The organism is Streptomyces sp. NPDC001373 (assembly GCF_042895815.1).
GTDB lineage: Bacteria > Actinomycetota > Actinomycetes > Streptomycetales > Streptomycetaceae > Streptomyces.
In genome coordinates this window covers 135,958-159,722 of record NZ_JBIAWQ010000008.1, presented here as the reverse complement: position 1 = coordinate 159,722, position 23,765 = coordinate 135,958, and the positions used below count along the sequence as shown (strand labels likewise).

Here is a 23,765-nt window from a genome sequence, read left to right as displayed (position 1 = left end):
TCTATGGAAGGGCTCACCCCCCGCCTCCCGATTGGCGGTGTGGGCTCGACTGTTCCGGTTCGGACGGCGATGAAGCTGGCGAGCGTCATTCGAGCGTCAAGATTCCGAGAGATCCGGCGGTGCTGCCGCGGGACTTCCGTCCTCGTCACCCCAAAGCAGCAGGTCAGGCAGCCCCGGCTGTGACCGTCTGCTTCGACCTGTTGTTTGTCCGGAAACAGGTCGAAGCAGGCTACGGAACCGAGAAACCGCAGGTCAGGCGCCCTTCGCCACCGGCTCCAGGATCGCCACGCACTCCACGTGATGGGTCATCGGGAAGAGGTCGAAGACGCGGAGCGTGCGGACGCGGTAGCCCGCGTCCTTGAAGTAGCCCAGGTCGCGGGCCAGGGCCGCCGGGTCGCAGGCGACGTAGGCGATGCGGCGGGCCGAGAGGCTCGCGATGTGGCGGACCGTCTGCTTGCCGGCACCCGCGCGCGGGGGGTCCAGGACGATCAGGTCGCACTCGGTGATTCCGGTGCGCGGGAGGGCGGTGTCGACCTTGCCCTGTTCGATGCGGACCCGGGGGAAGTCCGCCAGGTTGTGGCGGGCGTCCTCCACCGCGCGCTTGCCCGACTCGATGCCGAGGACGGCCCCGGTCTCGCCCAGCCGCTCGGCGAGGGCGCCCGCGAAGATGCCGACGCCGCAGTAGAGGTCGAGGGCCATCTCGCCCTTGCGCGGCATCAGGCCCTGCATGACGGCCTTGATCAGGGTGTCGGCGGCCTGCGGGTGGACCTGCCAGAAGCCGCCCATGCCGACGCGGTACGTGCGGCCGTCGGCGCGCTCGCGGACGAAGGGGCGGCCGTGGACGCGGTGCACCCCGCCGTCCTTCTCCTCCACGCGCAGGACGGAGACCGGCTTGTCGAGCTCGACCAGCGGGAGGCGGCCGCCCGGGCGGGGGGTGAGGACGACCTGGCGGTCGCCGGAGCCGGAGGCGGCGATGGCCTCGACCGTCGCCATCGCCTGCCAGGAACGCTTCTCGATGCCGAGTTCCGTGACCCCGGGAGCCGCGATCATGCAGTGGTCGATCGGCTCGATGTCGTGCGAGCGGTGCTTGCGCAGGCCGACGCGGCCGTCCTCGTCGATGGCGTACTGGACGCGGGTGCGCCACTGCGGGACCTCGCCGGCCGGCAGCTTGTCGCCCTCGGCGGGGGCCACGGTGCCGTCCCAGCCGGCCTCCTCCGGGGTGAGGCCTGCGAGCCGCTTCAGCTGCTCGGCCACGACCTCGCCCTTGAGCCGGCGCTGGGCGCCCGGCTTGGCGTGCTGCCAGTCGCAGCCGCCGCACTTGCCCGGGCCGGCGAACGGGCAGGGAGCCTCGACCCGGTCCTTGGAGGCGGTGAGGATCCTGACGGCGTCGGCGCGCAGGAACCGGGAGTCCGTCTCCCCCTCCGTCACGCGGGCGACGATCTTCTCGCCCGGCAGGGTGTGGCGGACGAAGAGGACGCGGCCGTCGGAGGTGCGCGCGATGCAGTGACCGCCGTGCGCGACGGGGCCGACCTCGACCTCGTACTCCTCCCCGACCAGTGACTGCTTCTCGTTCTGCTCGGTCATGGTGGGGAGACTCCAAGGATCAAAGATCAGAAAAGGAACGGCCGGACGACCGACCCACCAGTTTACGTGGATCCCGTCCGGCCGTTCGCCACCGCTGTCGCCTACTTCGCCGCCGGGTCCTTCGGACGCTGGCGTGGGGTGTCGACGGGGCCGCGGCGCACCGCGCCCGGGGCGTTCCACTCCTGGCGCTTGCGGGCCCGCCGGCGGGCGAGCTCCGAGGATTCCAGCTGGTAGGGCACCGAGGTGACCATCACGCCGGGGGTGAACAGCAGCCGGCCCTTGAGCCGCAGCGCGCTCTGGTTGTGCAGCAGGTGCTCGTACCAGCGGCCGACGACGTACTCGGGGATGTAGACACTGACCGCGTCGCGCGGGTTCTCGCTGCGCAGCCCCTTGACGTACTCGACCACCGGGCGGGTGATCTCGCGGTAGGGCGAGTCGAGGATCTTCAGCGGGACGTTGATGCCGCGCCGGTCCCACTCGTCCTTGAGCGCCTTGGTCTCGGCCGGGTCGACGCTGATGCTGAGCGCCTCCAGGGTGTCCGAGCGGGTCAGCTTGGCGAAGGCCAGGGCGCGCAGGGTGGGCTTGTGGACCTTGGAGACCAGGACGATGGAGTGGACCCGGGAGGGGCGCACGCTGTCGTCGGTGGGGCCCTCGTCCGCGGCGATCTCGGCGGACACCCGGTCGTAGTGCTTGCGGATGGCGGTCATGGTGCCGTAGAAGATCAGCATGCCGAGCAGGGCGACCCAGGCACCGTGCGTGAACTTGGTCGCCAGGACGACGACCAGCACGAGCCCGGTGAAGATGCCGCCGAAGGTGTTGATGGCCCGGGAGCGGTGCATGTGGCGGCGGGCGGCCTGGTCGCGCTCGGTCGCCAGGTGGCGGTTCCAGTGCCGGACCATGCCGATCTGGCTGAGCGTGAAGGAGACGAACACGCCGACGATGTAGAGCTGGATCAGCTTGGTGGAGTCGGCGTCGTAGATCCACACCAGCAGCATGGCGGCGCCCGCGAGCAGCACGATGCCGTTGGAGAAGGCGAGCCGGTCGCCGCGGGTGTGCAGCTGGCGCGGCAGGTAGCGGTCCTGGGCGAGGATCGAGCCGAGCAGCGGGAAGCCGTTGTACGCGGTGTTGGCGGCCAGGAAGAGGACGAGGGCGGTGGCCGTCGCCAGGATGACGAACGGGAGGCTGCCGGCCCCGAAGACGGCCTCGGCGACCTGGGAGATCACCGGGTGCTGGACGAAGTCCTCGCCGACGGGGACGCCGTTGTCGAGCAGGTTGGTGGCCGGGGACTCGGCCATGCGCACGTCGGTGGCCATGGCCAGGCCGATGATCCCGCAGAACATGGTGACGGCGAGGCCGCCCATCAGGGCGAGGGTGGTGGCGGCGTTCTTGCTCTTGGGCTTGCGGAAGGCCGGCACGCCGTTGCTGATGGCCTCGACGCCCGTCAGGGCGGCACAGCCGGAGGAGAAGGCGCGCAGCAGAAGGAAGACCAGCGCGAAGCCGGCGAGCCCCTGGTGTTCGGCCTTGATCTCCAGATGGGCGGTGGGCGCCGTCATGGTGTCGCCCATGACCAGGCCGCGCCAGGCACCCCAGGCGATCATGACGAAGACCGCGCCGACGAACACATAGGTCGGGATGGCGAAGAGTTTCCCGGATTCCTTCACGCCGCGCAGGTTCATCAGCGTGAGGAGCAGAATCATGATGATCGCCGAGAGCACCTTGTGCTCGATGACGAAATCGACTGCGGAGCCGAGATTCTCCACGCCGGAGGAAATGGACACGGCGACGGTCAGGACGTAGTCGACGAGCAGGGCGCTCGCGACGGTGAGACCGGCCTTGGGGCCGAGGTTGGTGTTGGCGACCTCGTAGTCGCCGCCGCCGCTGGGGTACGCGTGGACGTTCTGCCGGTAGGAAGCCACGACGGTGAACATCAGCACGACGACCGCGACCGCGATCCAGGGGCTGAAGTGGTACGCCGACACACCCGCGATCGACAGGACCAGCAAGACCTCGCCGGGGGCGTATGCCACGGACGAGAGCGGGTCGGAGGCGAAGACGGGAAGGGCGATCCGCTTGGGGAGGAGCGTTTCCCCGAGGCGGTCGCTGCGCAGCGCCCGGCCGATCAGGATCCGTTTGGGCACGTCGGTCAGTTTGGACACGCAGAGGATGGTAAGCGTTCGATATCGGACTGACGAACCCCCGCCCCATGATCCTCACCAATGAGCCGCCATTGAGGCACCGGGCGGACCCCAAATCGTCACACTGGTGACCGCCCGTGTGTAGCTTGGGCCATGGTCTGAGACCCTGTTTAGCCAGAGCATGCAATGAGGCTGGAAACCAGCGAGCCGCTGTCAGCCGGAAGGACGGCCGTGCACATCGTCATTATGGGCTGCGGAAGAGTGGGCTCCGCCCTCGCGCAGACCCTGGAACAGCAGGGGCATACGGTCGCCGTCGTCGACCAGGACCCCACCGCATTCCGCAGGCTCGGGGCTTCGTTCGGCGGCCGCCGGGTCACCGGGGTCGGCTTCGACCAGGACACCCTGCGCGAGGCCGGGATCGAGGAGGCGGGAGCCTTCGCCGCGGTCAGCAGTGGTGACAATTCCAACATCATCGCCGCCCGCGTGGCCCGCGAGATGTTCGGTGTGGAGAACGTCGCCGCCCGCATCTACGACCCCAAGCGCGCCGAGGTCTACCAGCGCCTCGGCATCCCCACCGTCGCGACCGTGCGGTGGACCGCCGACCAGATGCTGCGCCGGCTGCTGCCGTCGGGCGCGGAGCCGCTGTGGCGCGACCCGAGCGGCGGCGTCCAGCTCGCGGAGGTGCACACCTCCCCCGCCTGGATCGGCCACAAGGTCAGCAAGCTCCAGGACGAGACGGGCGTGCGTGTCGCGTTCCTCACCCGTCTGGGCGAGGCGATGCTGCCGACGTCGCAGACCGTGCTCCAGGAGGGCGACCTCGTCCACGTGATGATGCGCACGGACGAGATCGACAAGGTCGAGGCGGCATTCGCCGAGGGCCCCGAGGAGGCACACGCATGAGGGTCGCGATCGCCGGAGCCGGGGCCGTGGGCCGCTCCATCGCGGGCGAGCTGCTGGAGAACGGCCACGAGGTGCTCCTCGTGGACAAGGCGCCGACCGCCATCTCGGTGGAGCGGGTGCCGCAGGCGGAGTGGCTGCTGGCCGACGCCTGCGAGATCACCTCGCTCGACGAGGCCGCCCTGCAGCGCTGCAACGTGGTCATCGCCGCCACCGGTGACGACAAGGTGAACCTGGTCGTCTCCCTGCTCGCCAAGACCGAGTACGGGGTCCCCCGGGTCGTGGCGCGGGTGAACAACCCGAAGAACGAGTGGCTCTTCAACGAGTCCTGGGGCGTCGACGTCGCGGTCTCCACGCCGCGCCTGATGTCGGCCCTGGTCGAGGAGGCCGTCAGCGTCGGCGACCTGGTGCGCCTGCTGCGCTTCAGCCACGGCGACGCCAACCTCGTCGAGCTGACCCTGCCGGCCGACTCCTCGGTCGCGGGTACGCAGATCAGCGAGATCAACTGGCCCGAGGACACCTCGCTGGTGACGATCATCCGCGGCAACCGGGTGCTCACGCCGCACGGCGAGGAGACCCTGGAGCCGGGCGACGAGCTCCTCTTCGTGGCCGCCCAGGCCCGCGAGGGCCAGCTGGAGGACCTGCTCCAGGCCAAGCGCTGAGCCGAAGCCGAAGGGGCGGGGTGACCCTGGTCACCCCGCCCCTTCGGCGTGCTGTGCTCAGCCCCGCTTCTCGCGGGCGGCCTCCTCGGCCTCGTACTCGGCGATCACGTCGATCGGCGGCGGCGCCTTCGCCAGGAAGACCCAGGTGAAGTACACGGCCAGCACCATCGGCGGGAGCTTGAGCGCGATCAGCACCCAGCCCAGCTGGGTCTCGTCGCCCCACCAGTACAGCGGGAAGAGGATCGCGTACTTCGCCAGGAAGACCAGGCCCCAGGCCAGGCTGGCCTTGGTGTACGCCTTCTTGCGGCCGGGGTTGCGGGTGCGCCAGGAGAGGTTCTCCTTGAACACCGGCCCCAGGATCACGCCCAGCAGCGGGAAGCCCACCAGCGCCGAGAGCGTGAAGGCCAGGCCGAGACAGACGCCGTAGATCATGCCCGGCAGGTAGAAGCCCTTCGCGCTGCCCGTGAACAGGGCGAAGGCCACGCCCACGGCCACGCCGAAGACCCCGCTGAAGGCGTGCTTGACGGTGTCCTTGCGCAGCAGGCGCACGACGACCAGCAGCACCGCGACCACGCCCGCCGCGATGGCGGACATCGTCACGTCCTTGTTGATCGTGTAGATCATCACGAACAGCAGGCCGGGGAGCATCGTCTCCACGGTGCCCCGGATGCCGCCGAAGGCGTCGAAGAGGGCCGCCTGCGTGACCTCCTTCTGGTCCCCGGAGGGGGTGGAGGGCGCGGACCCTGGCGTGGTCGGTCGGTCGAGTGACGTCACCGTCAGTGCTCCTGTCCGAGCGGTCGGAGTTCGTACTTCGGGTTGAAGAGGACCCGGCGCCCGTGGCTCATCGCGATCCGTCCGGAGGCGATCATGCGCCGCCCGGGCTCGATTCCCACGATCGAGCGACGTCCGAGCCACACCACGTCGAGCGCGGCCGAGCCGTCGAAGAGCTCCGCCTCCAGCGCGGGGACGCCCGCTCGCGGCCGCAGGGTGACGGTACGCAGGGTGCCGGTCACCTTGACTATCTGGCGGTCGTGGCAGTCGCAGATCCGCGTGCACCCCGCGGCTTCTGCGTCCTCCTGCAGCTCCGCCGAATGCAGCTCCTCCTGCGAGGTGGACAGCCGCTCTATCATCCGGCGGAACCGGCCCGCCGGCCTGGCCGGTTTCGCGGGCTTCACGGGACGCGGTTCAGCACTCATACAGGAAGCCTACCGGCGCCCCGGCTCCCCCTCGAAGCCCCACCGCTACTTCTCGAACCGGTACCCCATGCCCGGTTCGGTGATGAAGTGCCGCGGGTGCGAGGGGTCCGCCTCCAGCTTGCGGCGCAGCTGCGCCATGTAGACGCGCAGGTAGTTGGTCTCGGTCCCGTACGAGGGTCCCCAGACCTCCTGGAGGAGCTGCTTCTGGCTGACGAGCCTGCCGCCGTTGCGCACGAGCACCTCCAGCAGGTGCCACTCGGTGGGGGTGAGCCGTACGTCGCGTCCCTCGCGGACCGCCTTCTTGGCCGCGAGGTCCACCGTGAACCCCTCGGTCTCGACCACCACCTCGTCCTCGCCGCTGCCGGCGGCCGGCTCGGCGCGGCGGACGGCCGCGCGCAGCCGGGCCAGCAGCTCGTCCATGCCGAAGGGCTTGGTGACGTAGTCGTCGGCGCCTGCGTCGAGGGCCTCGACCTTCTCGTCGGAGCTGTGCCGGGCGGAGAGGACCAGGATCGGGACACGGGTCCAGCCGCGCAGCCCCCTGATCACCTCGACCCCGTCCATGTCCGGGAGGCCCAGGTCGAGGACGACCACGTCGGGGTGGCGGGCGGCCGCGAGTTCCAGGGCGCCGGCCCCGTCGGCCGCGGCGTCGACCTCGTACCTGCGCGCCTTGAGGTTGATCACGAGGGCTCGGACGATCTGCGGCTCGTCGTCCACCACGAGCACCCGGGTCATTGGGGTCCTGCTTTCTGTCGTTCGGGGAGGTCCCCGGTCCGCTGCTGTCGCTCGGGGCGGAGGTCCCCGGTCCGCTCGGGCCGTAGGGGTTCAGTGTGGTCGGGCCGTAGGGGTTCAGTGTGGTCGACGCCGTCGGGGCCTGGCGGGGTTCCGCCGGGCAGGGCGCGGTCCGCGGCGCGGAGGGTGAGCACCATGGTCAGCCCGCCGCCCGGGGTGTCCTCGGCGGCCAGAGTGCCGCCCATGGCCTCGGCGAAGCCGCGCGCCACCGCCAGGCCCAGGCCCACCCCGGCCCCCCGCGGGGCGTCGCCGTGCCGCTGGAAGGGGGCGAAGATGCGGTCCTTGGCCTCGTCGGGGACGCCGGGTCCGCGGTCGACGACGCGGAGCTCGACCCGGTCGCCGAGGTGGCTGGCCGCGACCAGCACCCGCCGGCCCCGGGGGCTGTACTTGACGGCGTTCTCCACCACGTTGGCCACGGTCCGCTCCAGCAGCCCGGGGTCGACCCGCACCATGGGCAGGGTCTCCGGCACGTCCAGCTCCACGCTGTCCTCCGGTACTCCGCCCAGCGCCATCGGGACCACCTCGTCGAGGTCGATCTCCCGGATCAGCGGGGTCACCGTGCCGGTCTGGAGCCGGGACATGTCGAGCAGGTTGCCCACCAGGTGGTCGAGCCGGTCGGCGCCGTCCTCGATGCCCTCCAGCAGCTCGGCCCGGTCCTCCTCGGACCAGTCCACGTCGTCGGAGCGCAGGGAGCTGACGGAGGCCTTGATGGAGGCCAGGGGGGTGCGCAGGTCATGGCTGACGGCGGCCAGCAGGGCGGTGCGGATCCGGTTGCCCTCGGCCAGCCGGCGGGCCTCCTCGGCCTCCCCCACCAGCCGCTGGCGGTCCAGCACCACGGCGGCCTGGGCGGCGAAGGCCCCGAGCACCCGGCGGTCCTCTGCAGGCAGCACCCGCCCGGACAGGGCCAGGGCCATGTGGTCGGCGATCGGCATGTCCACGTCGGCGTCCTCGGGCCGGGCCGCCGGGGCGGGGCCCACGCTGCCCGCCCGGGTCCACGGCTCCCGCTCGCCGGCCCGCTCCAGCAGGGCCACCGACTCCATCGCGAAGGTTTCGCGCACCCGCTCCAGCAGCGCGTCGAGGGCGGTCTCGCCGCGCAGGACGCTCCCGGCCAGGGTGGAGAGGATCTCGGACTCCGCCCGCAGCCGGGCGGCCTGGTGCGTGCGGCGGGCGGCGAGGTCGACCACCGAGGCGACCGAGACGGCGACCCCGAAGAAGACCGAGATGGCCATGATGTTGCGGGCGTCGGAGATCGTGAACCGGTGCAGCGGCTCGACGAAGAAGTAGTTCAGCAGCAGGGAGCCGAAGGCGGCGGAGGCCAGAGCCGGCCAGAGCCCGCCCAGCAGCGCGGCCGCCACCGTCAGCCCCAGGAAGAGCAGCATGTCGTTGGCGAGGCCGGGGTCCGTGCTGATGTGGGTCAGCAGCAGGCACAGCAGCACCGGGAAGACCACGCCGACCACCCAGCCGGCCACGATCCTGGGCCGGCCGAGTCGGCCCGCGGAGCGGGCCACGGGCAGCCCGCGCCCCTTGGCCGCCTCCTCGTGCGTGACGATGTGCACGTCGAGGTCGGGGCCCGAGTCGCGGGCCACGGTGGCGCCCACGCCGGGGCCCAGGACGTACTGCCAGCTCTTGCGGCGGCTGGAGCCCAGCACGATCTGGGTGGCGTTGACCCCGCGGGCGAAGGCGAGAAGCGCCTCGGGGACGTTGTCGCCGATCACATGGTGAAACGTTCCTCCCAGGTCCTCGACCAGTGTCCGCTGGACCGCGAGCTCCTTGGGAGAGGCCGAGGTCAGCCCGTCGCTGCGGGCGATGTAGACGGCGAGGATCTCGCTGCCGGATCCCTTGGCGGCCATCCGGGAGGCCCGGCGGATCAGCGTGCGCCCCTCGGGGCCGCCGGTGAGGCCCACGACGATGCGCTCGCGGGCCTGCCAGGTGGAGCGGATGCCGTGCTCGCCCCGGTACTGCTGGAGGTACTCGTCGGCCCGGTCGGCGACCCACAGCAGGGCCAGCTCGCGCAGCGCGGTGAGGTTGCCGGGCCGGAAGTAGTTGGACAGGGCCGCGTCGACCTTGTCGGGCTGGTAGATGTTGCCGTGGGCCATCCGCCGGCGCAGGGCCTGCGGAGACATGTCGACCAGTTCGACCTGGTCGGCCCGCCGGACCACCTCGTCCGGCACGGTCTCGCGCTGGCGCACCCCGGTGATCGTCTCGACCACGTCGCCGAGGGACTCCAGGTGCTGGATGTTGACGGTGGTGACCACGTCGATCCCGGCCCGCAGGAGCTCCTCGACGTCCTGCCAGCGCTTGGCGTTGCGCGAGCCGGGGACGTTGGTGTGCGCGAGCTCGTCGACGAGGGCCACGGCGGGACGGCGCGCGAGGACCGCGTCCACGTCCATCTCCGTGAAGGACGCGCCGCGGTGGGTCAGCTCGCGCCGCGGGACCTGTTCGAGGCCGTGCATCATGACCTCGGTGCGCGGGCGCCCATGGTGCTCCACGAAGCCGACGACGCAGTCGCCGCCCCGCTCCACGCGCCGGTGCCCCTCGGAGAGCATGGCGTACGTCTTGCCCACACCGGGTGCCGCGCCCAGATAGATCCTCAGCCTGCCGCGTCCCATGCGCTCATTCTCGGGGACGTTCCCGCTGTTCACGCACCGATCGGCCACCGGACGGAGATCCCTGACGCATCCCTGACGCCGCGGCGGGCAGGGCTGTGCCGGCGGGCCGCCTCTCCGAGGGGCCCGCCGGCCGGTGACGACGGCGCGCGGGGCGGACCGGGGTCAGCGGACCTCGGTGATCTCCGGGCCGCGCTCCAGCTGGCCCATGCCGCCCGAGAAGCGGGAGCTCTCCTGCTCCTCGGCCGTCTGCACGCCGTCCGGCACCATCTGGGCGTCGTTCGGCAGCTTCAGGACGATGGGGTCGCGCGGGGCCATCGGGCCGTCGCCGCGGACGACGACGGTGTCCCGGAAGATCTGCTCCAGCACGCCGGCCGACTCTGGGCGCACCGCGCCCTGGCCGGAGATGACGCCCCGCAGGAACCAGCGCGGGCCGTCGACGCCGACGAAGCGCACCAGCTGGGCGCCGGTCTGGCCGTCGGGCAGCGGAACGGGGACCTGCGCGCGCAGCTCCCAGCCCAGCGGTCCGTCGACCTCGTCGATGAGGCCGCCCTGCTGGGTGATGCCGGAGGCGATCTCCTCGCGGACCTCGCCCCAGATGCCCTCCTTCTTGGGGGCGGCGAAGGCCTGGAGCTGGACGGCGCTGTCCCGCAGGACCACGGTGGCGGCGACGATGGCGTCACCGGCGACCTCGACGCGCAGTTCCATGCCCTCGACACCGGGGACGAGGATGCCGCCCAGGTCGACCCGGCCGTCGGCCGGGTTCCCGAGCACCTCGGAGACGTCCCAGGGCCCGTCGGGCCGCGGGGCCGGCGGCAGGTTCAGCCGTCGGGGCTCGCCGGCTTCGGCCGCCTCGTCGGCGCGCACGCCGTCGACCTGCTCGGCCGCGCCGCCGTCGTCGGCGGATTCGTTCTTCTTGCGACGTCCGAACACGTCACTGTCCTTCCCGGTCGGTTACGACCGAAGCGTAGCCATTCCCACCCTGCTGACCAGCGCCGGATCCGGCCACGGCCGCATGTCCGCCGGTGGAGCCGAACCCCCCGTCGGCCCGGGCCGAGCCGGGAAGTTCCGCCACCTCGTGGAAGCGCACCTTCTCGACCCGCTGGACAACCAGCTGGGCAATGCGGTCGAAGCGCTCGAACCGGACGCTCTCGCGCGGGTCGAGATTGACCACGATCACCTTGATCTCCCCACGGTACCCGGCATCCACCGTCCCCGGGGCATTCACGAGCGCGAGCCCGCAGCGGGCGGCCAGGCCCGAGCGCGGGTGCACGAAGGCGGCGTACCCGTCGGGCAGGGCGATGGAGATGCCGGTGGGCAGGACGGCCCGCTCCCCGGGCTCCAGCTCGGCGCCCACGGTGGTCACCAGGTCGCAGCCGGCGTCACCGGGGTGGCCGTAGGCCGGGAGGGGCACCTCCGGGTCGACCCGGCGGATCAGGACGTCGACGTCATGACGGGTTCCATGGTTCTTCTGGGACATCAGGGGTTCACCTCGAAGGCGCGTGCGCGCCTGACCTGGTCCGGGTCGGCCATCGCCGCCCGGATCTCCTCGGGCCGACCGTTGTCGATGAAGTGGTCGACCTTCACCTCGATGAAGAGCGCGTCGGCGCGGACGGCGACGGGGCCGTCCGGGCCGCCTATCCGGCCCACCGCGGTGGAGTAGATCTTCCGGCCCGCGACGGCCGTCACCTCGGCCTCCAGGTGCAGCACGGTGTCCACGGGGACGGGCCGCACGAAGTCGGTCTCCAGCCGGCCGGTCACCGCGATGACGCGCAGCAGCCAGTTCAGGGAGCCCAGCGTCTCGTCGAGCGCGGTGGCCAGCACCCCGCCGTGGGCGAGGCCGGGCGCGCCCTGGTGGGCGGGACGGACGGTGAACTCGGCGGTGACGCGCACGCCCTCGCCCGCGCGGGCCTCCAGATGGAGCCCGTGGGGCTGGCCCCCGCCGCATCCGAAACAGTGTTCGTAGTGCGCGCCGAGGAGCTCTCCGGGTGCCGGGGCATCGGGATGCCGGACCGGAGCGACGGCATCGGCCGGGGGCGTCAACGCTGTGTTTCGTCCACTCACAGCCGCAGACCTTACCCGCGCGGCTACCCGCCGGTCGCCTCGTGGGACGCTTGAGGGTATGCAGCTCTCCCCCGCGCACCACGACGAACGCCTCTCCGCCCCCCGCTCCTGGTGGGGCATCGCCGCACTGACCGGTGTGGCCGGCGCCCTGATCACCCTTCCGCTCGGCACCCTGCCGCTGCTGGCGGGGTTCGTCGGCGGCGGCGCGCTGGCGGGGATGCTGGTGAGCTCGATGGGCTCCGCGCGGGTGCGCGTGGTGAACGGGGTGCTGGCGGCGGGCGACTCCCGGATCCCGGTGTCGGCGCTGGGCGAGCCCGAGGTGCTGGAGGGCGAGGAGGCGCGGGCCTGGCGCACCTACAAGGCCGACATGCGGGCCTTCATGCTGATGCGCAGCTACATCCCGACTGCGGTCCGGATCGAGGTCACGGACCCGGAGGACCCCACCCCGTACGTGTACGTCTCCACGCGCGAGCCGCAGGCCCTGGCGGCGGCGGTCCGTGCGGCGCAGGAGGCGTCCGCCCCCCAGGCGTGATCGCCGGGGGCGGCCGGCGCGCGGGCGCCGGGGCCGTCAGCGTCCGAACCCGTCCGGATCCGGCGGTTCCGGCAGGGCCGGGGCGGCTCCGGAGGCCCCGGGAAGGGACTGGGCGGGGTACTGCGGGGGCGGGGCGGCGGGGAGCGCCTCCCAGGGCACGGCCCTGCGGCGCAGGTCCCTGCGCACCTTCTCGGCAACCTTCCGGGTGTCCCGGCGGTTCATGGCCGCGCCCACGACGGCGCCCACCATGAAGGGCATCAGGTTCGGGAGGTTGCGGAAGGTCCGCTTCATGACCTGCTGGCGCACTTCGCGCCTCATCTGGCCGCCGAGCGCCGCGTCGAGCGTGGTCGGTCTGGTCAGGTCGATCCCGCGCTCCTCGGACCAGGCGAAGAGGTAGGCGAGGGCGCGGTCCTTCTTCGCGCCGGGCGGCCGCTGCCCGTAGACCTCGTGCAGTTCGGCGAGGAGCTTGAGCTCGATGGCGGCGACGCCGGTGATCTCGGTGGCCAGCTCCGCCAGCAGGGCGGGCGGGACCGGCAGCATGGCCGCGGCGCCGACGCTCGCGCCGACGGCCGAGGTGGCGTTCGCCGCCCCGGCGATCAGCTTGTCGGCCAGCTGGTCGGGGCCGAGGCCGGGGAACTGCGCCCGCAGGGTCGCGAGGTCCCGGACCGGAACGCGCGGGGCGTTCTCGATGATGCGATCGACGATGTACAGGGCGACGTTGCGCGCGCTTGCGCCGCCCTTGCGCACACCGTTCTTGACGGCTTGCATCCGACGCGTCCCGGTCCTGTCCCGGGACTCCTCGTCCGCCGCTGTGGCCGACGGCACCGCCGCGGCGGTGTCGGACGGCACGACGGTCGTCCCGGAGGTCCGGCCGCCGACGGCCCCGGGGCCCGTTTCCGGGCCCGTGGTTCCCGCCTGCGCGCCCGCCTCCGGATCGCCGTTCTTCCGAAAGCGGCGCTTCCGGAACGGCGCCGAGCCGGTCACGGCCGAGACCTAGTCGCAGTCGCGGCAGATCGGCTGGCCGTCCTTCTCGCGCGCCAGCTGGCTGCGGTGGTGCACCAGGAAGCAGCTCATGCAGGTGAACTCGTCGGCCTGCTTGGGCAGCACCCGGACGGCCAGCTCCTCGTTGGAGAGGTCCGCACCCGGGAGCTCCAGGCTCTCGGCGCCGTCGAAGTCCTCGATGTCGACGCTCGAGGTGACCTTGTCGCTGCGTCGCGCCTTCAGCTCTTCGATGCTGTCGTTGTCGACGTCGTCGTCGGTCTTGCGTGGGGTGTCGTAGTCCGTTGCCATTTTTTCGCTCTCCCCCTCTGGGATTTAGCGGTGTCTCAGCGCACGTAACGCGCGAGAGGCCGGACTTGTGCCCGACCTGAGGCGGAGATTTTGCCTCACATCAAGGTCTGTTACTCAATCGACACCCAGCCCCACGCCCGCAGGGGCCTGCGGCTGGGATGACGACCGGGACCGTACACGGTCCGGGGGCCGTCTTGCACGAACGCCACCCCGTGTATTTCCCGCCATTCGAGGGGCCGGAAACCCGGACGTCCCGGGCTTTCCGGCCTTCCAGGGTTCACGGAACGCGCATGCCCGGACACTCGGCAATGTGATCGATCACACAGCCGAGGCCCTCCGCCCCGCGGGGTTATTCCGCTGACAGCGAACAGCCCCGGGGCGGATCAAAGGGGCAACGTGACACGCATCACCAGCCCGCCGCCCTCGCGCGGGGTCGCGAGGATGCGGCCGCCGTGTGCGCGCGCCACAGAGCGTGCGATGGACAGGCCGAGGCCCACACCCTTGTCGCTGCCCGTTCGCTCCGTACGCAGCCGCCTGAAGGGCTCGAAGAGGTTGTCCACCTCGTACGCGGGAACCACGGGGCCCGTGTTCGAGACGAGCAGGACCGCCTGGCCGTTCTGGACCTCGGTCGTGACCTCCACCCAGCCGTCCTCCGGGACGTTGTACCGGACGGCGTTCTGCACCAGGTTGAGGGCGATCCGCTCCAGCAGCACACCGTTGCCCTGGACCACGGCCGGGGCACGCTCGCCGCGGATCTCCACGCCCTTGGCCAGCGCCTCCCCGCGCGCCTGGTCGATGGCGCGCGAGGCGACCTCCGCCAGGTCGACGGGTTTGCGCTCCACGATCTGGTTCTCGCTGCGGGCCAGCAGCAGCAGGCCCTCGACCAGCTGCTCGCTGCGCTCGTTGGTGGCCAGCAGCGTCTTGCCCAGTTGCTGGAGCTCCACCGGGGCACCGGGGTCCGACAGGTGGACCTCCAGCAGGGTCCTGTTGATGGCCAGCGGGGTCCGCAGCTCGTGCGAGGCGTTGGCCACGAACCGCTGCTGGGCGGTGAAGGCCCGTTCCAGGCGGTCGAGCATCTCGTCGAAGGTGTCGGCGAGCTCCTTCAGCTCGTCGTCCGGCCCGTCCAGCTCGATCCGCCGGGTCAGGTCGGAGCCGACCACCCGGCGGGCGGTACGGGTGATCTTGCCCAGCGGGGAGAGCACCCGGCCGGCCATCGCGTAGCCGAAGGCGAAGGCGATCACGCTCAGGCCCATGAGGGCCATCAGCGAGCGGCTGAGCAGGTCGTCCAGGGCGTGCTTGCGCTGGTCGAGGATGCACTGCCCGATCGCGGCGTTGAACTGCTCGATCGACTGGTCGATGCCCACGCCGGGGCAGGTACTGCTGGAGACCTCGACCTTCTGGCCGCCCACGATCTTGAACGGGAGGGCGTTGCCCTCCCGCAGGGCCTGCGCGGCCAGCAGGTAGATGATCGACAGCAGCAGGATCCCGGCGATCAGGAACATGCCGCCGTAGAGCAGCGTGAGCCGTATCCGGATGGTCGGCCGCAGCCAAGGGAAGGGACCCTCGGGCTGGCCGGGGTCCCAGGTCGGCTTCGGTGGTGCCGGTGGTGGCGAGGGGGTCGCGGCCATCGGGTCAGATCCGGTAACCGGAGCCGGGCACGGTCACGATGACGGGCGGCTCGCCCAGCTTGCGGCGCAGCGTCATGACCGTCACGCGGACCACGTTGGTGAAGGGGTCGGTGTTCTCGTCCCAGGCCTTCTCCAGCAGCTGCTCGGCGGAGACCACGGTCCCCTCGCTGCGCATGAGCACCTCCAGCACCGCGAACTCCTTGGGCGCCAGCTGTACCTCACGGCCCTCGCGGAAGACCTCGCGCCGGTTGGGGTCCAGCTTGATCCCGGCCCGCTCCAGCACCGGAGGCAGCGCCACGGTCGTCCGCCGCCCCAGGGCGCGGACGCGGGCGGTCAGCTCGCTGAAGGCGAAGGGCTTGGGCAGGTAGTCGTCGGCGCCCAGCTCCAGGCCCTCGACTCGGTCGCTGACGTCACCGGAGGCGGTGAGCATGAGGACGCGGGTGGCCATGCCGAGTTCGATGATCTTCCGGCAGACGTCGTCGCCGTGCACCAGCGGAAGGTCCCGGTCGAGCACGACCACGTCGTAGTCGTTCACCCCGACGCGCTCCAGGGCCGCGGCGCCGTCGTACACGACGTCCACGGCCATGGCCTCCCGGCGCAGGCCCGTGGCCACCGCATCGGCGAGCAGCTGCTCGTCCTCGACGACGAGTACGCGCACGTCGTTTCCTTCCTTCGAGCCCCGAGGGCACAACCTGAGGGCACACCTGTATTGCGCCTCCATCCTGCCGGTTTCGGCCGTAAACCGGCTGTAAGGCGCCCCTGTACCCCTTCTCGGGGCCCTTGGGGGCACGGAAGTGAGGATTCCCTCGCCTCACGAGGTTTCTGGGCCCAGGGTGCCGGGGAGGACGTCTGCACACCCCATCCACTCCCTGACGGCGGACTGCCCCGCGCTCGTCCGCCGCGACCCACGAAGAGGGGGCGCACCCACCATGGACGCATTCACCGCGGGTCTCCTGCAGCGCATCAGCGCCACGCAGTCGGACCTGAGCAAGGCCCGTGAGACGGGCGACGACTACCTCGCGGACGTGGAACAGGCCGCGTTGGAAGACCTCCAGCGGCTCGCCGCGGAGCACGGCGTGGCGGTCACGGCGGCCTGACCGGGGCACCGCCCCGGTCTGCCTCCGGGCCGCCTCGGCCCCAGCGACAGTCCGCCCGGAAGCCCGCCAGGGCCCCGGGAGGGCACAGAACGGCGACGGACCCCCTGCCGCACCCGCGGCAGGGGGTCCGTTCGCGTCCGTGCCCGGGCCTCAGTCGTGCCAGGCCCCGGCTTCCTCCAGGAGCGGCTGGAGCGAGGCGAAGACCGCCGGAGTGGCGGCCAGCGTCAGCTCCCCCGAGGCCGGAGCGGAGGGCCGCCCCCCGGTCAGCGCGCCCGCCTCGCGGGCGATCAGTTCGCCCGCAGCGTAGTCCCACGGGTTCAGCCCGCGCTCGTAGTACCCGTCGAGTCGGCCGGCCGCGACGTCGCACAGGTCGAGGGCCGCCGAGCCGCCGCGCCGGACGTCCCGCACGAGCGGGATGATCCGCCGGGCCACCTCGGCCTGGTGCTCCCGCCGGCTGCGGAGGTACCCGAACCCGGTGGCGACGAGCGCCTGGTCCAGCGGGGCGGCTGCCCGGCAGGCCAGCCGGGTGGTGCCCGACCAGGCCCCGCCGCCGAGCACGGCGTGGTACGTCTCGCCGCGCATCGGCGCCGCCACCACGCCCACCACTGTCTCGCCCCGGTACTCGGCGGCGACGGACACGCCCCAGGAGGGCAGTCCGTAGAGGTAGTTCACGGTGCCGTCCAGCGGGTCGACGACCCAGCGGACCCCGCTGGTGCCGGGGACGTCCGCGCCCTCCTCGCCGAGCAGCCCGTCCCCGGGCCTGCGCTCCGCGAGGACACCGGTGATCAGCTTCTCGGCGGCGAGGTCCATCTCGGTCACGACGTCGATGGGACTGGTCTTGGTCGCGGCCACCGCCAGATCGGCCGGGCGGCCGTCGCGCAGCAGCTCCCCGGCCCGCCGGGCGGCCTCCAGGCCGACCTCCAGCAGTTCGGCCTTCAGCTCTTCGGAGATCACGCCGTCCCCCTACGCGTACGGGCTGTCCGCGCCGGCGGCCGCCGGGCGGGGCGAACGCGCCGGGCAGCAGCCCACGGCGCACAGGTCGTGGCTCTGGCCCAGCGTGCCCACCCAGCACTCGGCGGGCCGCTCGCCGCGCTCGCGGGCGGCGCGCTCCAGCACCAGCTCCCGGACGGCCGCGGCGAAGCGCGGGTCGGCGCCGACGGTGGCGGAGCGCTCGGCGGGCAGGCCCAGCTCCGCGGCCTTGGCCGCGGCCTCGGTGTCGAGGTCGTAGAGGACCTCCATGTGGTCGGAGACGAAGCCGATGGGCACCATGACGACGGCCGGCGCGCCCTCGGCGTGCAGGGCCTCCAGGTGGTCGCAGATGTCCGGCTCCAGCCACGGGATGTGCGGGGCCCCGCTGCGCGACTGGTAGACGAGCTTCCAGGGGCGGGCCGTGCCGGTCTCGGCCTCGACGGCGTCGGCGATCACCCGGGCCACGTCCAGGTGCTGGCGGACGTAGGCCCCGCCCTCGCCGCCCCCGGTGTGGTCCTCGACCGGGCCGGAGGCGTCGGCCGCGGCGGTGGGGATGGAGTGGGTGGTGAAGGCCAGGTGGGCGCCGTCGCGGACGTCCTCGGGCAGGGCGGCGAGGGAGGCCAGCACCCCGTCGATCATGGGCCGCACGAAGCCGGGGTGGTTGAAGTAGTGCCGCAGCTTGTCCACCCGGGGCAGCTCCAGGCCCTCCTCGGCCAGGGCGGCCAGCGCGTCGGCGAGGTTCTCGCGGTACTGGCGGCAGCCCGAGTACGAGGCGTACGCGCTGGTGGTGAGGACGGCGATGCGGCGGCGCCCGTCCCGGACCATCTCGCGCATCACGTCGGTCAGGTACGGGGCCCAGTTGCGGTTGCCCCAGTACACGGGCAGGTCCAGCCCGGCGTCGGCGAAGTCCTTGCGCAGGGCGGCCAGCAGCTCGCGGTTCTGCCCGTTGATCGGACTGACCCCGCCGAAGCCGAAGTAGTGCTGCCCGACCTCCTTGAGGCGCTCGCGCGGGATCCCTCGCCCGCGGGTGACGTTCTCCAGGAAGGGCACGACGTCGTCGGGTCCCTCGGGGCCGCCGAAGGACAGCAGCAGGAGGGCGTCGTAGGGGGCCGCGAGGCCGTCGGCCGCGGGCGCGTCGGGGGCACGGAGCTGGTCTGACATGCCCCGAATCCTGCCACCCGGGGGGTGCGCGGGAGAACCGGCCGGTCCGCGTGCCGGGACGCCATCCAGGTAAGGTGACCCTAAGTTCCATCACCCGAGATGCCTGACATGTCGGTGGCGGAAGATTGCCCGTGCGGGTGCCTCGTCGGCGGCCGTAACCTGTATGGGCCGACGACATCCCTTACGGAGAGACCTTGCCCAGTCCCTACCGCGCGATATTCGCGGCCCCCGGCACCAAGGCCTTCAGCGCCGCCGGCCTGATCGGCCGCCTGCCGATCTCCATGGTCGGCGTCGGCATCCTCACGATGATCTCGGAGATCACCGGCCGCTACGCGATGGCCAGCGCCCTCACCGGCACCCTGGCCCTCGCGGCCGCGTTCGTCGGCCCCCAGGTCTCCCGGCTGGTCGACCAGTACGGGCAGCGGCGGGTCCTGCGGCCCGCGACCCTGGTCTCCGCCGCCTCCGTCACCGCCCTGGTGCTGGCCGCGGCCAACGGACTGCCCGACTGGACCCTGTTCGTCTTCGCCGCCGTCGCCGGCTGCGTGCCGAGCGTCGGCTCGATGGTCCGCGCCCGCTGGACCGAGCTCTACCGCGACACCCCGCGCGAGCTGCACACCGCGTACTCCTTCGAGTCCGTGATCGACGAGGTCTGCTTCATCTTCGGCCCGATCCTGGCCATCGGGCTCTCCACCACCTGGTTCCCCGAGGCCGGCCCGGTGATCGCCGCCGGCTGCCTGCTCGTCGGCGTCTGGCTGCTCACCGCACAGCGCGCCACCGAGCCGCCGCCGCATCCGCGCAGCCGGGACGGCGACCGCTCCTCCGCCCTGCGCTCCCTTGGCCTCCAGGTCCTGACGGCCACCTTCGTGGCGACCGGCGCGATCTTCGGCTCCATCGACGTGTCCACCCTCGCCTTCGCCGAGGAGCAGGGCCACAAGTCCTCCGCCAGTTTCATCCTGGCCATCTGGGCGGCCGGATCCTGCCTGGCGGGGATCGTCTTCGGCCTGCTGCATCTCAAAGGCCGGACCGAACGCAGGTGGGTCCTGGGCATCTGTGCGATGGCCGTGAGTATGATCCCCCTCCTACTGGCCGGGAACCTTCCGTTTCTGGCCGTGGCGCTCTTCGTCTCGGGCCTCGCCATCGCTCCCACGATGATCACCACGATGGCCCTGATCGAGGCGCACGTACCACGCGCGAAGCTCACCGAGGGCATGACCTGGATCAGCACCGGCCTGGCGGTCGGTGTCGCGGTCGGTTCCTCCGTGACCGGTCTGGTCATCGACGCGGCCGGGGCCCGGCGCGGATACGTCGTCTCAATCGCGGCGGGGCTCGCCGCGGCGGCGGTGGCGTTCGCGGGTTACCGCCGGCTGACGAGGCCGGCGCAAGGGGAGGAGCCCTCGCGTGACGGCGACATCGGGGACAGCAGCGAAGAGCGGGCGGACCGCGTGGCGTAACTGGGCGGGCAACGTCCGCGCCACGCCCGCGCGGGTGGTGACCCCCGCCTCGGTCGACGAGCTCCGGGAGACGGTCGTACGGGCCGCCTCGGAGGGCCTGCGGGTGAAGGCGGTCGGCACCGGCCACTCCTTCACCGCGGTCGCCGCCACCGACGGGGTGCTCGTCCGGCCGCAGGCGCTCGCCGGGATCCTGTCGGTCGACCGGGCCGCGGGCACCGCCACCGTGGCGGCCGGCACGGCCCTGAAGGACCTCAACCGCGCCCTGGCCTCACAGGGCCTGTCGCTCACCAACATGGGCGACATCATGGAGCAGACGGTCTCCGGCGCCACCAGCACCGGCACGCACGGCACCGGCCGCGATTCGGCCTCCATCGCCGCACAGATCCGCGCGCTGGAGCTGGTCACCGCCGACGGGCGGCTGCTGTCCTGCTCGGAGAAGGAGGAGCCGGAGGTCTTCGCGGCCGCCCGGCTCGGGATCGGGGCCCTGGGCGTCGTCACCTCGCTCACCTTCGCGGTGGAGCCGCTGTTCCTCCTGACCGCCCGTGAGGAGCCGATGCGCTTCGACCGGGTGACCGCCGAGTTCGAGCAGCACGTCGCGGAGAACGAGCACTTCGAGTTCTACTGGTTCCCACACACCGGCAACTGCAACACCAAACGCAACAACCGCAGCCAGGGCCCCGCCGCGCCGCCCGGGGCGATCAGCGGCTGGATCGAGGACGAGCTGCTGTCCAACGGCGTCTTCCAGGCCGTCAACACGCTGGGCCGCGCCGTCCCGGCGACGATCCCCTCCATCGCCCGGGTCGCCAGCCGCGCCCTGTCGGCCCGGACGTACACGGACATCCCGTACAAGGTCTTCACCAGCCCGCGCCGGGTGCGGTTCGTGGAGATGGAGTACGCCCTGCCGCGCGAGCGGGCGGTGGAGGCGCTGCGGGAGCTCAAGGCGATGATCGACCGTTCCGACCTGCGGATCAGCTTCCCGGTGGAGGTGCGCACGGCCCCGGCGGACGACATCACCCTGTCCACGGCCTCGGGGCGGGACACGGCGTACATCGCGGTGCACATGTACCGGGGCACCCCGTACCAGGCCTACTTCACGGCCGCCGAGCGGATCTTCACCGCCCACGGCGGGCGCCCCCACTGGGGCAAGGTGCACACCCGGGACGCGGAGTACCTGGCCGCGGCCTATCCGCGCTTCGGGGAGTTCACGGCGCTGCGCGACCGCCTCGACCCGGACCGGGTGTTCGGCAACGACTACCTGCGGCGGGTGCTGGGGGACTGACTCCCGCTCACTCCCGGGCGGCGGGACCGGCGCTGCCCCCGCCCGTACCGGGGGTGGGGCCGGGGTCCGGGGTCTGCCGGGAGGGCGAGGGGGACGGGTCCGGGTCCGGGCGGCCCGAGCCGGAGGGGGTGGGGGTCGGGGCGGGGTCCTGGCCGTGGCCGCCCTGGGAGCCGGAGGGGCTCGGCGAGCTCGCGGTGCCGGGGCTCCACCCGTCCGTCCCCGCCTTGCCGTCCTTGCCGCTCTTCTCGCCCCTGCCGTCCTTCTCGCCCTGCCGGCCGCGTTCGCCGGACTCCGGGCCGGTCTTCGGCTCGGAGGGCCTGTGGTCGGGGGCGGTGCGGAACCCGCCCGACAGGAGGGTGCCGCCGCCGCTGCTGACGGAGGTCCCGGCGAGGGCCTCGTAGGCCCCGAGGCCGCCGATGGCGAGGGCGAAGGCCGCCCCGGAGGCCACCGCCGTGCGCTTCCAGCCCCGTACGCGGGTGCCGTGCACGGTCGGCTCGCCGAACTCCCCCGGCGGCGGGGCCGCGGGCGCCTCCTCCCCGGCGGGCGCGGAGACCTGACGGCCCCTCGAGCGGGCACCCTCGCGCAGCCGGTCGCCGGTGCGGCGGAAGGCGTGCTGGATGACCGGCCCGCCTGCGGTGGCCACCACGCTGACCACGCCGGCGCCGAGGATGGTGCCGTAGACGCCCAGCTGGGAGGCGAGCAACGCGGCCGCCACGGTGGCCAGGGAACTGCCCGCGACCTGGGTCACGCTCAGGTCGAGCCTCCTGCGCTCCCGGCCCCGCGCGTCGTCCTCACGGCCGCCCGGCTCGCCTTCCCCCACCGACTTCTGACCCATCGCCATCCCCTGCGTGTCCTGCCCCTCGCGCTTCTCCTCTTTCAGCAGTTACTGACACATGAGCGAAATGAGAAGTTCCGCTTCTGTGGATTCTGTGAAGCAGGACACCCCGAAACGGCCGCGTACGCAGGCGGAGTGTGTCCCGGACCCGATTCCGGGCAGGCCAACTCCCGCCCCCCGGACAACTTCGGCGGCGCGGCGGTCCACCCAGGTGGCCCGAATGGAGTACTGTGGCGAGCCCTGGGACTGTGCTTCCTTTCGGATGCCCGGACCCGGGAGAGGGGGCCGGCTGACGGAGAAGCGGCGCTCAAGACCGGTGATGCCGCGGTATCGCACGGGCTCCTGCTGCGCACGGTTACCATTTGGTCACTGTGCGTGCCCAACAGGTAACCGTGCCATAACGTCGATCAAGGGCGCATGCCCGACACGCCGGTTTAACTCGGCAAGGTTGTGGCAGGCTGCACCCGGGCAGGCCACACTCGACTAGCGGAAGCAGCGACGCACGTGACGTCGGCAGGCACCACCCGGGAGGTCCCCATGCCCGAACTGCGTGTCGTGGCCGTCTCGAATGACGGAACACGACTGGTGCTCAAGGCTGCGGACAGCACGGAGTACACGCTTCCGATCGACGAGCGGCTGCGGGCTGCCGTGCGCAATGACCGCGCGCGCCTGAACCAGATCGAGATCGAGGTGGAGAGCCACCTCCGCCCCCGCGACATCCAGGCACGCATACGGGCCGGCGCCTCCGCCGAGGAGGTCGCGCAGCTCGCCGGCATCCCGGTCGACCGGGTCCGCCGATTCGAGGGTCCCGTCCTGGCCGAGCGCGCCTTCATGGCCGAGCGGGCCCGCAAGACGCCCGTCCGCCGCCCCGGGGAGAACACCGGTCCGCAGCTCGGCGAGGCCGTGCAGGAGCGGCTCACGCTGCGCGGGGCCGACAAGGACTCCGTCCAGTGGGACTCCTGGCGCCGCGACGACGGCACCTGGGAGGTCCTGCTGGTCTACCGGGTGGTGGGCGAGCCCCACTCCGCGAGCTGGACCTACGATCCGCCGCGCCGGTTGGTCGTCGCCGTGGACGACGAGGCCCGCTCACTGATCGGCGAGTCGGACGACCTGCCCTCGACCCCGGAGCCCAGTTTCCCCTTCGTACCGAGGATCGCCCGGCTGCCGCGCGACCGGCCGCTGGACCGCACCCTCGACCGGCAGATCGAGCGGCCCGACGGCAGGACCGCTCCCCCGCCCGCGCCGGAGCCCGAGGAGGAACGGGACACGCTGACCAGCCTCCTGGAGGCGGTCCCCAGCTTCCGGGGCGACCTCGTGGTCCCGGAGCGGACCGACGTCCCGGCCGAGGAGGCCGAGGCGGAGGAGCCCCCGGCCGCGGCGGCCTCCGCCGGTGCGGCCTACGCGGACGTGCTGATGCCCCGAACGGTCGCGGGACACCGCGAGCGGCTGACGGGGACCACCGACCGGCAGGCCGAGGCCGACGGGGTCCGGCCGGGGCGCCGCGCGGCGGTGCCCAGCTGGGACGAGATCGTCTTCGGGACCCGGCGCAAGAAGCAGGAGTAGCCCGTCCGGCGGCGCCCCGTCGGGGCG

Annotated in this window: 23 protein-coding genes; 7 read left to right on the top strand and 16 right to left on the bottom strand. The window is 72.2% G+C overall.

Going from position 1 to position 23,765, the window contains the following annotated elements; genetic code table 11:
• Positions 1-252: 252 nt before the first annotated feature.
• Both ACFY15_RS20020 and ACFY15_RS20015 read right to left on the bottom strand, forming a co-directional pair.
• Positions 253-1,584 carry a class I SAM-dependent RNA methyltransferase gene (locus ACFY15_RS20020; RefSeq protein ID WP_390825853.1) on the bottom strand — a complete coding sequence of 444 codons (1,332 nt, stop codon included), beginning with the start codon at positions 1,582-1,584 and terminating at the stop codon, positions 253-255.
• 101 nt (positions 1,585-1,685) lie between these two features.
• Complete coding sequence (locus tag ACFY15_RS20015; RefSeq protein ID WP_390825852.1) at positions 1,686-3,740, bottom strand: APC family permease; 2,055 nt, start codon at positions 3,738-3,740, stop codon at positions 1,686-1,688.
• A gap of 210 nt (positions 3,741-3,950) precedes the next feature.
• On the opposite strand from ACFY15_RS20015, the gene ACFY15_RS20010 reads away from it, so the two are divergent.
• Together ACFY15_RS20010 and ACFY15_RS20005 are read left to right on the top strand one after the other, a co-directional pair.
• Positions 3,951-4,619, top strand: coding sequence for a TrkA family potassium uptake protein (locus ACFY15_RS20010; RefSeq protein ID WP_366451135.1), 669 nt, complete (start codon positions 3,951-3,953; stop codon positions 4,617-4,619).
• Positions 4,616-5,278, top strand: a complete 663-nt coding sequence (locus tag ACFY15_RS20005) for a TrkA family potassium uptake protein (protein ID WP_366451134.1) — start codon at positions 4,616-4,618, stop codon at positions 5,276-5,278. The genes ACFY15_RS20010 and ACFY15_RS20005 overlap by 4 nt, the downstream gene beginning before the upstream one ends.
• 57 nt (positions 5,279-5,335) lie before the next feature.
• Here ACFY15_RS20005 and ACFY15_RS20000 read toward each other — a convergent pair whose 3' ends face one another.
• The 7 genes from ACFY15_RS20000 to ACFY15_RS19970 form a co-directional block, all read right to left on the bottom strand.
• Positions 5,336-6,052: a DUF3159 domain-containing protein gene (locus ACFY15_RS20000; protein ID WP_390825851.1), complete on the bottom strand. Its 717-nt coding sequence runs from the start codon at positions 6,050-6,052 to the stop codon at positions 5,336-5,338.
• 2 nt (positions 6,053-6,054) lie between these two features.
• The gene (locus ACFY15_RS19995; RefSeq protein ID WP_390688883.1) at positions 6,055-6,474 is read right to left on the bottom strand and encodes an OB-fold nucleic acid binding domain-containing protein; all 420 of its coding nucleotides are present in this window, start codon (positions 6,472-6,474) and stop codon (positions 6,055-6,057) included.
• 45 nt (positions 6,475-6,519) lie between these two features.
• Positions 6,520-7,206 carry a response regulator gene (locus ACFY15_RS19990; RefSeq protein WP_390825850.1) on the bottom strand — a complete coding sequence of 229 codons (687 nt, stop codon included), beginning with the start codon at positions 7,204-7,206 and terminating at the stop codon, positions 6,520-6,522.
• Positions 7,203-9,872, bottom strand: coding sequence for an ATP-binding protein (locus tag ACFY15_RS19985; protein ID WP_390825849.1), 2,670 nt, complete (start codon positions 9,870-9,872; stop codon positions 7,203-7,205). The genes ACFY15_RS19990 and ACFY15_RS19985 overlap by 4 nt, the downstream gene beginning before the upstream one ends.
• A 162-nt stretch (positions 9,873-10,034) precedes the next feature.
• Positions 10,035-10,802 (bottom strand): DUF3710 domain-containing protein, encoded by a 768-nt coding sequence (locus ACFY15_RS19980; protein WP_390688886.1) that lies wholly within the window; start codon positions 10,800-10,802, stop codon positions 10,035-10,037.
• 1 nt (position 10,803) lies between these two features.
• Positions 10,804-11,349, bottom strand: a complete 546-nt coding sequence (gene dut, locus ACFY15_RS19975) for a dUTP diphosphatase (RefSeq protein WP_390825848.1) — start codon at positions 11,347-11,349, stop codon at positions 10,804-10,806.
• Complete coding sequence (locus tag ACFY15_RS19970; RefSeq protein ID WP_042809538.1) at positions 11,349-11,933, bottom strand: PaaI family thioesterase; 585 nt, start codon at positions 11,931-11,933, stop codon at positions 11,349-11,351. The genes dut and ACFY15_RS19970 overlap by 1 nt, the downstream gene beginning before the upstream one ends.
• A 58-nt stretch (positions 11,934-11,991) precedes the next feature.
• On the opposite strand from ACFY15_RS19970, the gene ACFY15_RS19965 reads away from it, so the two are divergent.
• On the top strand, positions 11,992-12,465 hold the full coding sequence (locus tag ACFY15_RS19965) for a DUF3093 domain-containing protein (RefSeq protein WP_390688888.1): 474 nt from the start codon (positions 11,992-11,994) through the stop codon (positions 12,463-12,465).
• Positions 12,466-12,501: 36 nt separating this feature from the next.
• Here the strand turns inward: ACFY15_RS19965 and ACFY15_RS19960 are convergent, their stop codons facing one another.
• From ACFY15_RS19960 to ACFY15_RS19945, 4 genes are all read right to left on the bottom strand, one after another.
• On the bottom strand, positions 12,502-13,449 hold the full coding sequence (locus ACFY15_RS19960) for a hypothetical protein (RefSeq protein WP_390825847.1): 948 nt from the start codon (positions 13,447-13,449) through the stop codon (positions 12,502-12,504).
• Between the two features lie 9 nt (positions 13,450-13,458).
• Positions 13,459-13,755, bottom strand: coding sequence for a DUF4193 domain-containing protein (locus tag ACFY15_RS19955; protein WP_042809536.1), 297 nt, complete (start codon positions 13,753-13,755; stop codon positions 13,459-13,461).
• 383 nt (positions 13,756-14,138) lie between these two features.
• On the bottom strand, positions 14,139-15,383 hold the full coding sequence (locus tag ACFY15_RS19950; RefSeq protein WP_390688890.1) for a sensor histidine kinase: 1,245 nt from the start codon (positions 15,381-15,383) through the stop codon (positions 14,139-14,141).
• 4 nt (positions 15,384-15,387) lie between these two features.
• Positions 15,388-16,041, bottom strand: a complete 654-nt coding sequence (locus ACFY15_RS19945) for a response regulator transcription factor (RefSeq protein ID WP_042809534.1) — start codon at positions 16,039-16,041, stop codon at positions 15,388-15,390.
• 271 nt (positions 16,042-16,312) lie between these two features.
• On the opposite strand from ACFY15_RS19945, the gene ACFY15_RS19940 reads away from it, so the two are divergent.
• The gene (locus ACFY15_RS19940) at positions 16,313-16,480 is read left to right on the top strand and encodes a hypothetical protein (protein ID WP_362063422.1); all 168 of its coding nucleotides are present in this window, start codon (positions 16,313-16,315) and stop codon (positions 16,478-16,480) included.
• A 150-nt stretch (positions 16,481-16,630) separates the two neighbouring features.
• Here the strand turns inward: ACFY15_RS19940 and ACFY15_RS19935 are convergent, their stop codons facing one another.
• Positions 16,631-17,434: an inositol monophosphatase family protein gene (locus ACFY15_RS19935; RefSeq protein WP_390688891.1), complete on the bottom strand. Its 804-nt coding sequence runs from the start codon at positions 17,432-17,434 to the stop codon at positions 16,631-16,633.
• Positions 17,435-17,443: 9 nt separating this feature from the next.
• Entirely contained in the window at positions 17,444-18,610 is a 1,167-nt protein-coding gene (locus ACFY15_RS19930) for a ferrochelatase (protein ID WP_390825846.1), read from the bottom strand.
• 194 nt (positions 18,611-18,804) lie between these two features.
• Between ACFY15_RS19930 and ACFY15_RS19925 the strand changes: the two genes are divergently transcribed.
• Entirely contained in the window at positions 18,805-20,061 is a 1,257-nt protein-coding gene (locus tag ACFY15_RS19925) for an MFS transporter (protein WP_390688893.1), read from the top strand.
• Positions 20,009-21,340, top strand: a complete 1,332-nt coding sequence (locus tag ACFY15_RS19920; protein WP_390825845.1) for a D-arabinono-1,4-lactone oxidase — start codon at positions 20,009-20,011, stop codon at positions 21,338-21,340. The genes ACFY15_RS19925 and ACFY15_RS19920 overlap by 53 nt, the downstream gene beginning before the upstream one ends.
• 7 nt (positions 21,341-21,347) lie before the next feature.
• Here the strand turns inward: ACFY15_RS19920 and ACFY15_RS19915 are convergent, their stop codons facing one another.
• Positions 21,348-22,175 (bottom strand): hypothetical protein, encoded by an 828-nt coding sequence (locus ACFY15_RS19915; RefSeq protein ID WP_390688895.1) that lies wholly within the window; start codon positions 22,173-22,175, stop codon positions 21,348-21,350.
• A gap of 537 nt (positions 22,176-22,712) precedes the next feature.
• Between ACFY15_RS19915 and sepH the strand changes: the two genes are divergently transcribed.
• Positions 22,713-23,738: a septation protein SepH gene (gene sepH, locus ACFY15_RS19910; RefSeq protein ID WP_390688896.1), complete on the top strand. Its 1,026-nt coding sequence runs from the start codon at positions 22,713-22,715 to the stop codon at positions 23,736-23,738.
• Positions 23,739-23,765 lie beyond the last annotated feature (27 nt).

What these genes read in the sequence shown, in the direction of transcription:
- ACFY15_RS20020 (WP_390825853.1), bottom strand. Translation starts at nt 1,584, where the DNA reads ATGACCGAGCAGAACGAGAAGCAGTCACTGGTCGGGGAGGAGTACGAG.
- ACFY15_RS20005 (WP_366451134.1), top strand. Translation starts at nt 4,616, where the DNA reads ATGAGGGTCGCGATCGCCGGAGCCGGGGCCGTGGGCCGCTCCATCGCG.
- ACFY15_RS19995 (WP_390688883.1), bottom strand. Translation starts at nt 6,474, where the DNA reads ATGAGTGCTGAACCGCGTCCCGTGAAGCCCGCGAAACCGGCCAGGCCG.
- ACFY15_RS19990 (WP_390825850.1), bottom strand. Translation starts at nt 7,206, where the DNA reads ATGACCCGGGTGCTCGTGGTGGACGACGAGCCGCAGATCGTCCGAGCC.
- ACFY15_RS19985 (WP_390825849.1), bottom strand. Translation starts at nt 9,872, where the DNA reads ATGGGACGCGGCAGGCTGAGGATCTATCTGGGCGCGGCACCCGGTGTG.
- dut (WP_390825848.1), bottom strand. Translation starts at nt 11,349, where the DNA reads ATGTCCCAGAAGAACCATGGAACCCGTCATGACGTCGACGTCCTGATC.
- ACFY15_RS19965 (WP_390688888.1), top strand. Translation starts at nt 11,992, where the DNA reads ATGCAGCTCTCCCCCGCGCACCACGACGAACGCCTCTCCGCCCCCCGC.
- ACFY15_RS19955 (WP_042809536.1), bottom strand. Translation starts at nt 13,755, where the DNA reads ATGGCAACGGACTACGACACCCCACGCAAGACCGACGACGACGTCGAC.
- ACFY15_RS19950 (WP_390688890.1), bottom strand. Translation starts at nt 15,383, where the DNA reads ATGGCCGCGACCCCCTCGCCACCACCGGCACCACCGAAGCCGACCTGG.
- ACFY15_RS19940 (WP_362063422.1), top strand. Translation starts at nt 16,313, where the DNA reads ATGGACGCATTCACCGCGGGTCTCCTGCAGCGCATCAGCGCCACGCAG.
- ACFY15_RS19930 (WP_390825846.1), bottom strand. Translation starts at nt 18,610, where the DNA reads ATGTCAGACCAGCTCCGTGCCCCCGACGCGCCCGCGGCCGACGGCCTC.
- ACFY15_RS19915 (WP_390688895.1), bottom strand. Translation starts at nt 22,175, where the DNA reads ATGGGTCAGAAGTCGGTGGGGGAAGGCGAGCCGGGCGGCCGTGAGGAC.
- sepH (WP_390688896.1), top strand. Translation starts at nt 22,713, where the DNA reads ATGCCCGAACTGCGTGTCGTGGCCGTCTCGAATGACGGAACACGACTG.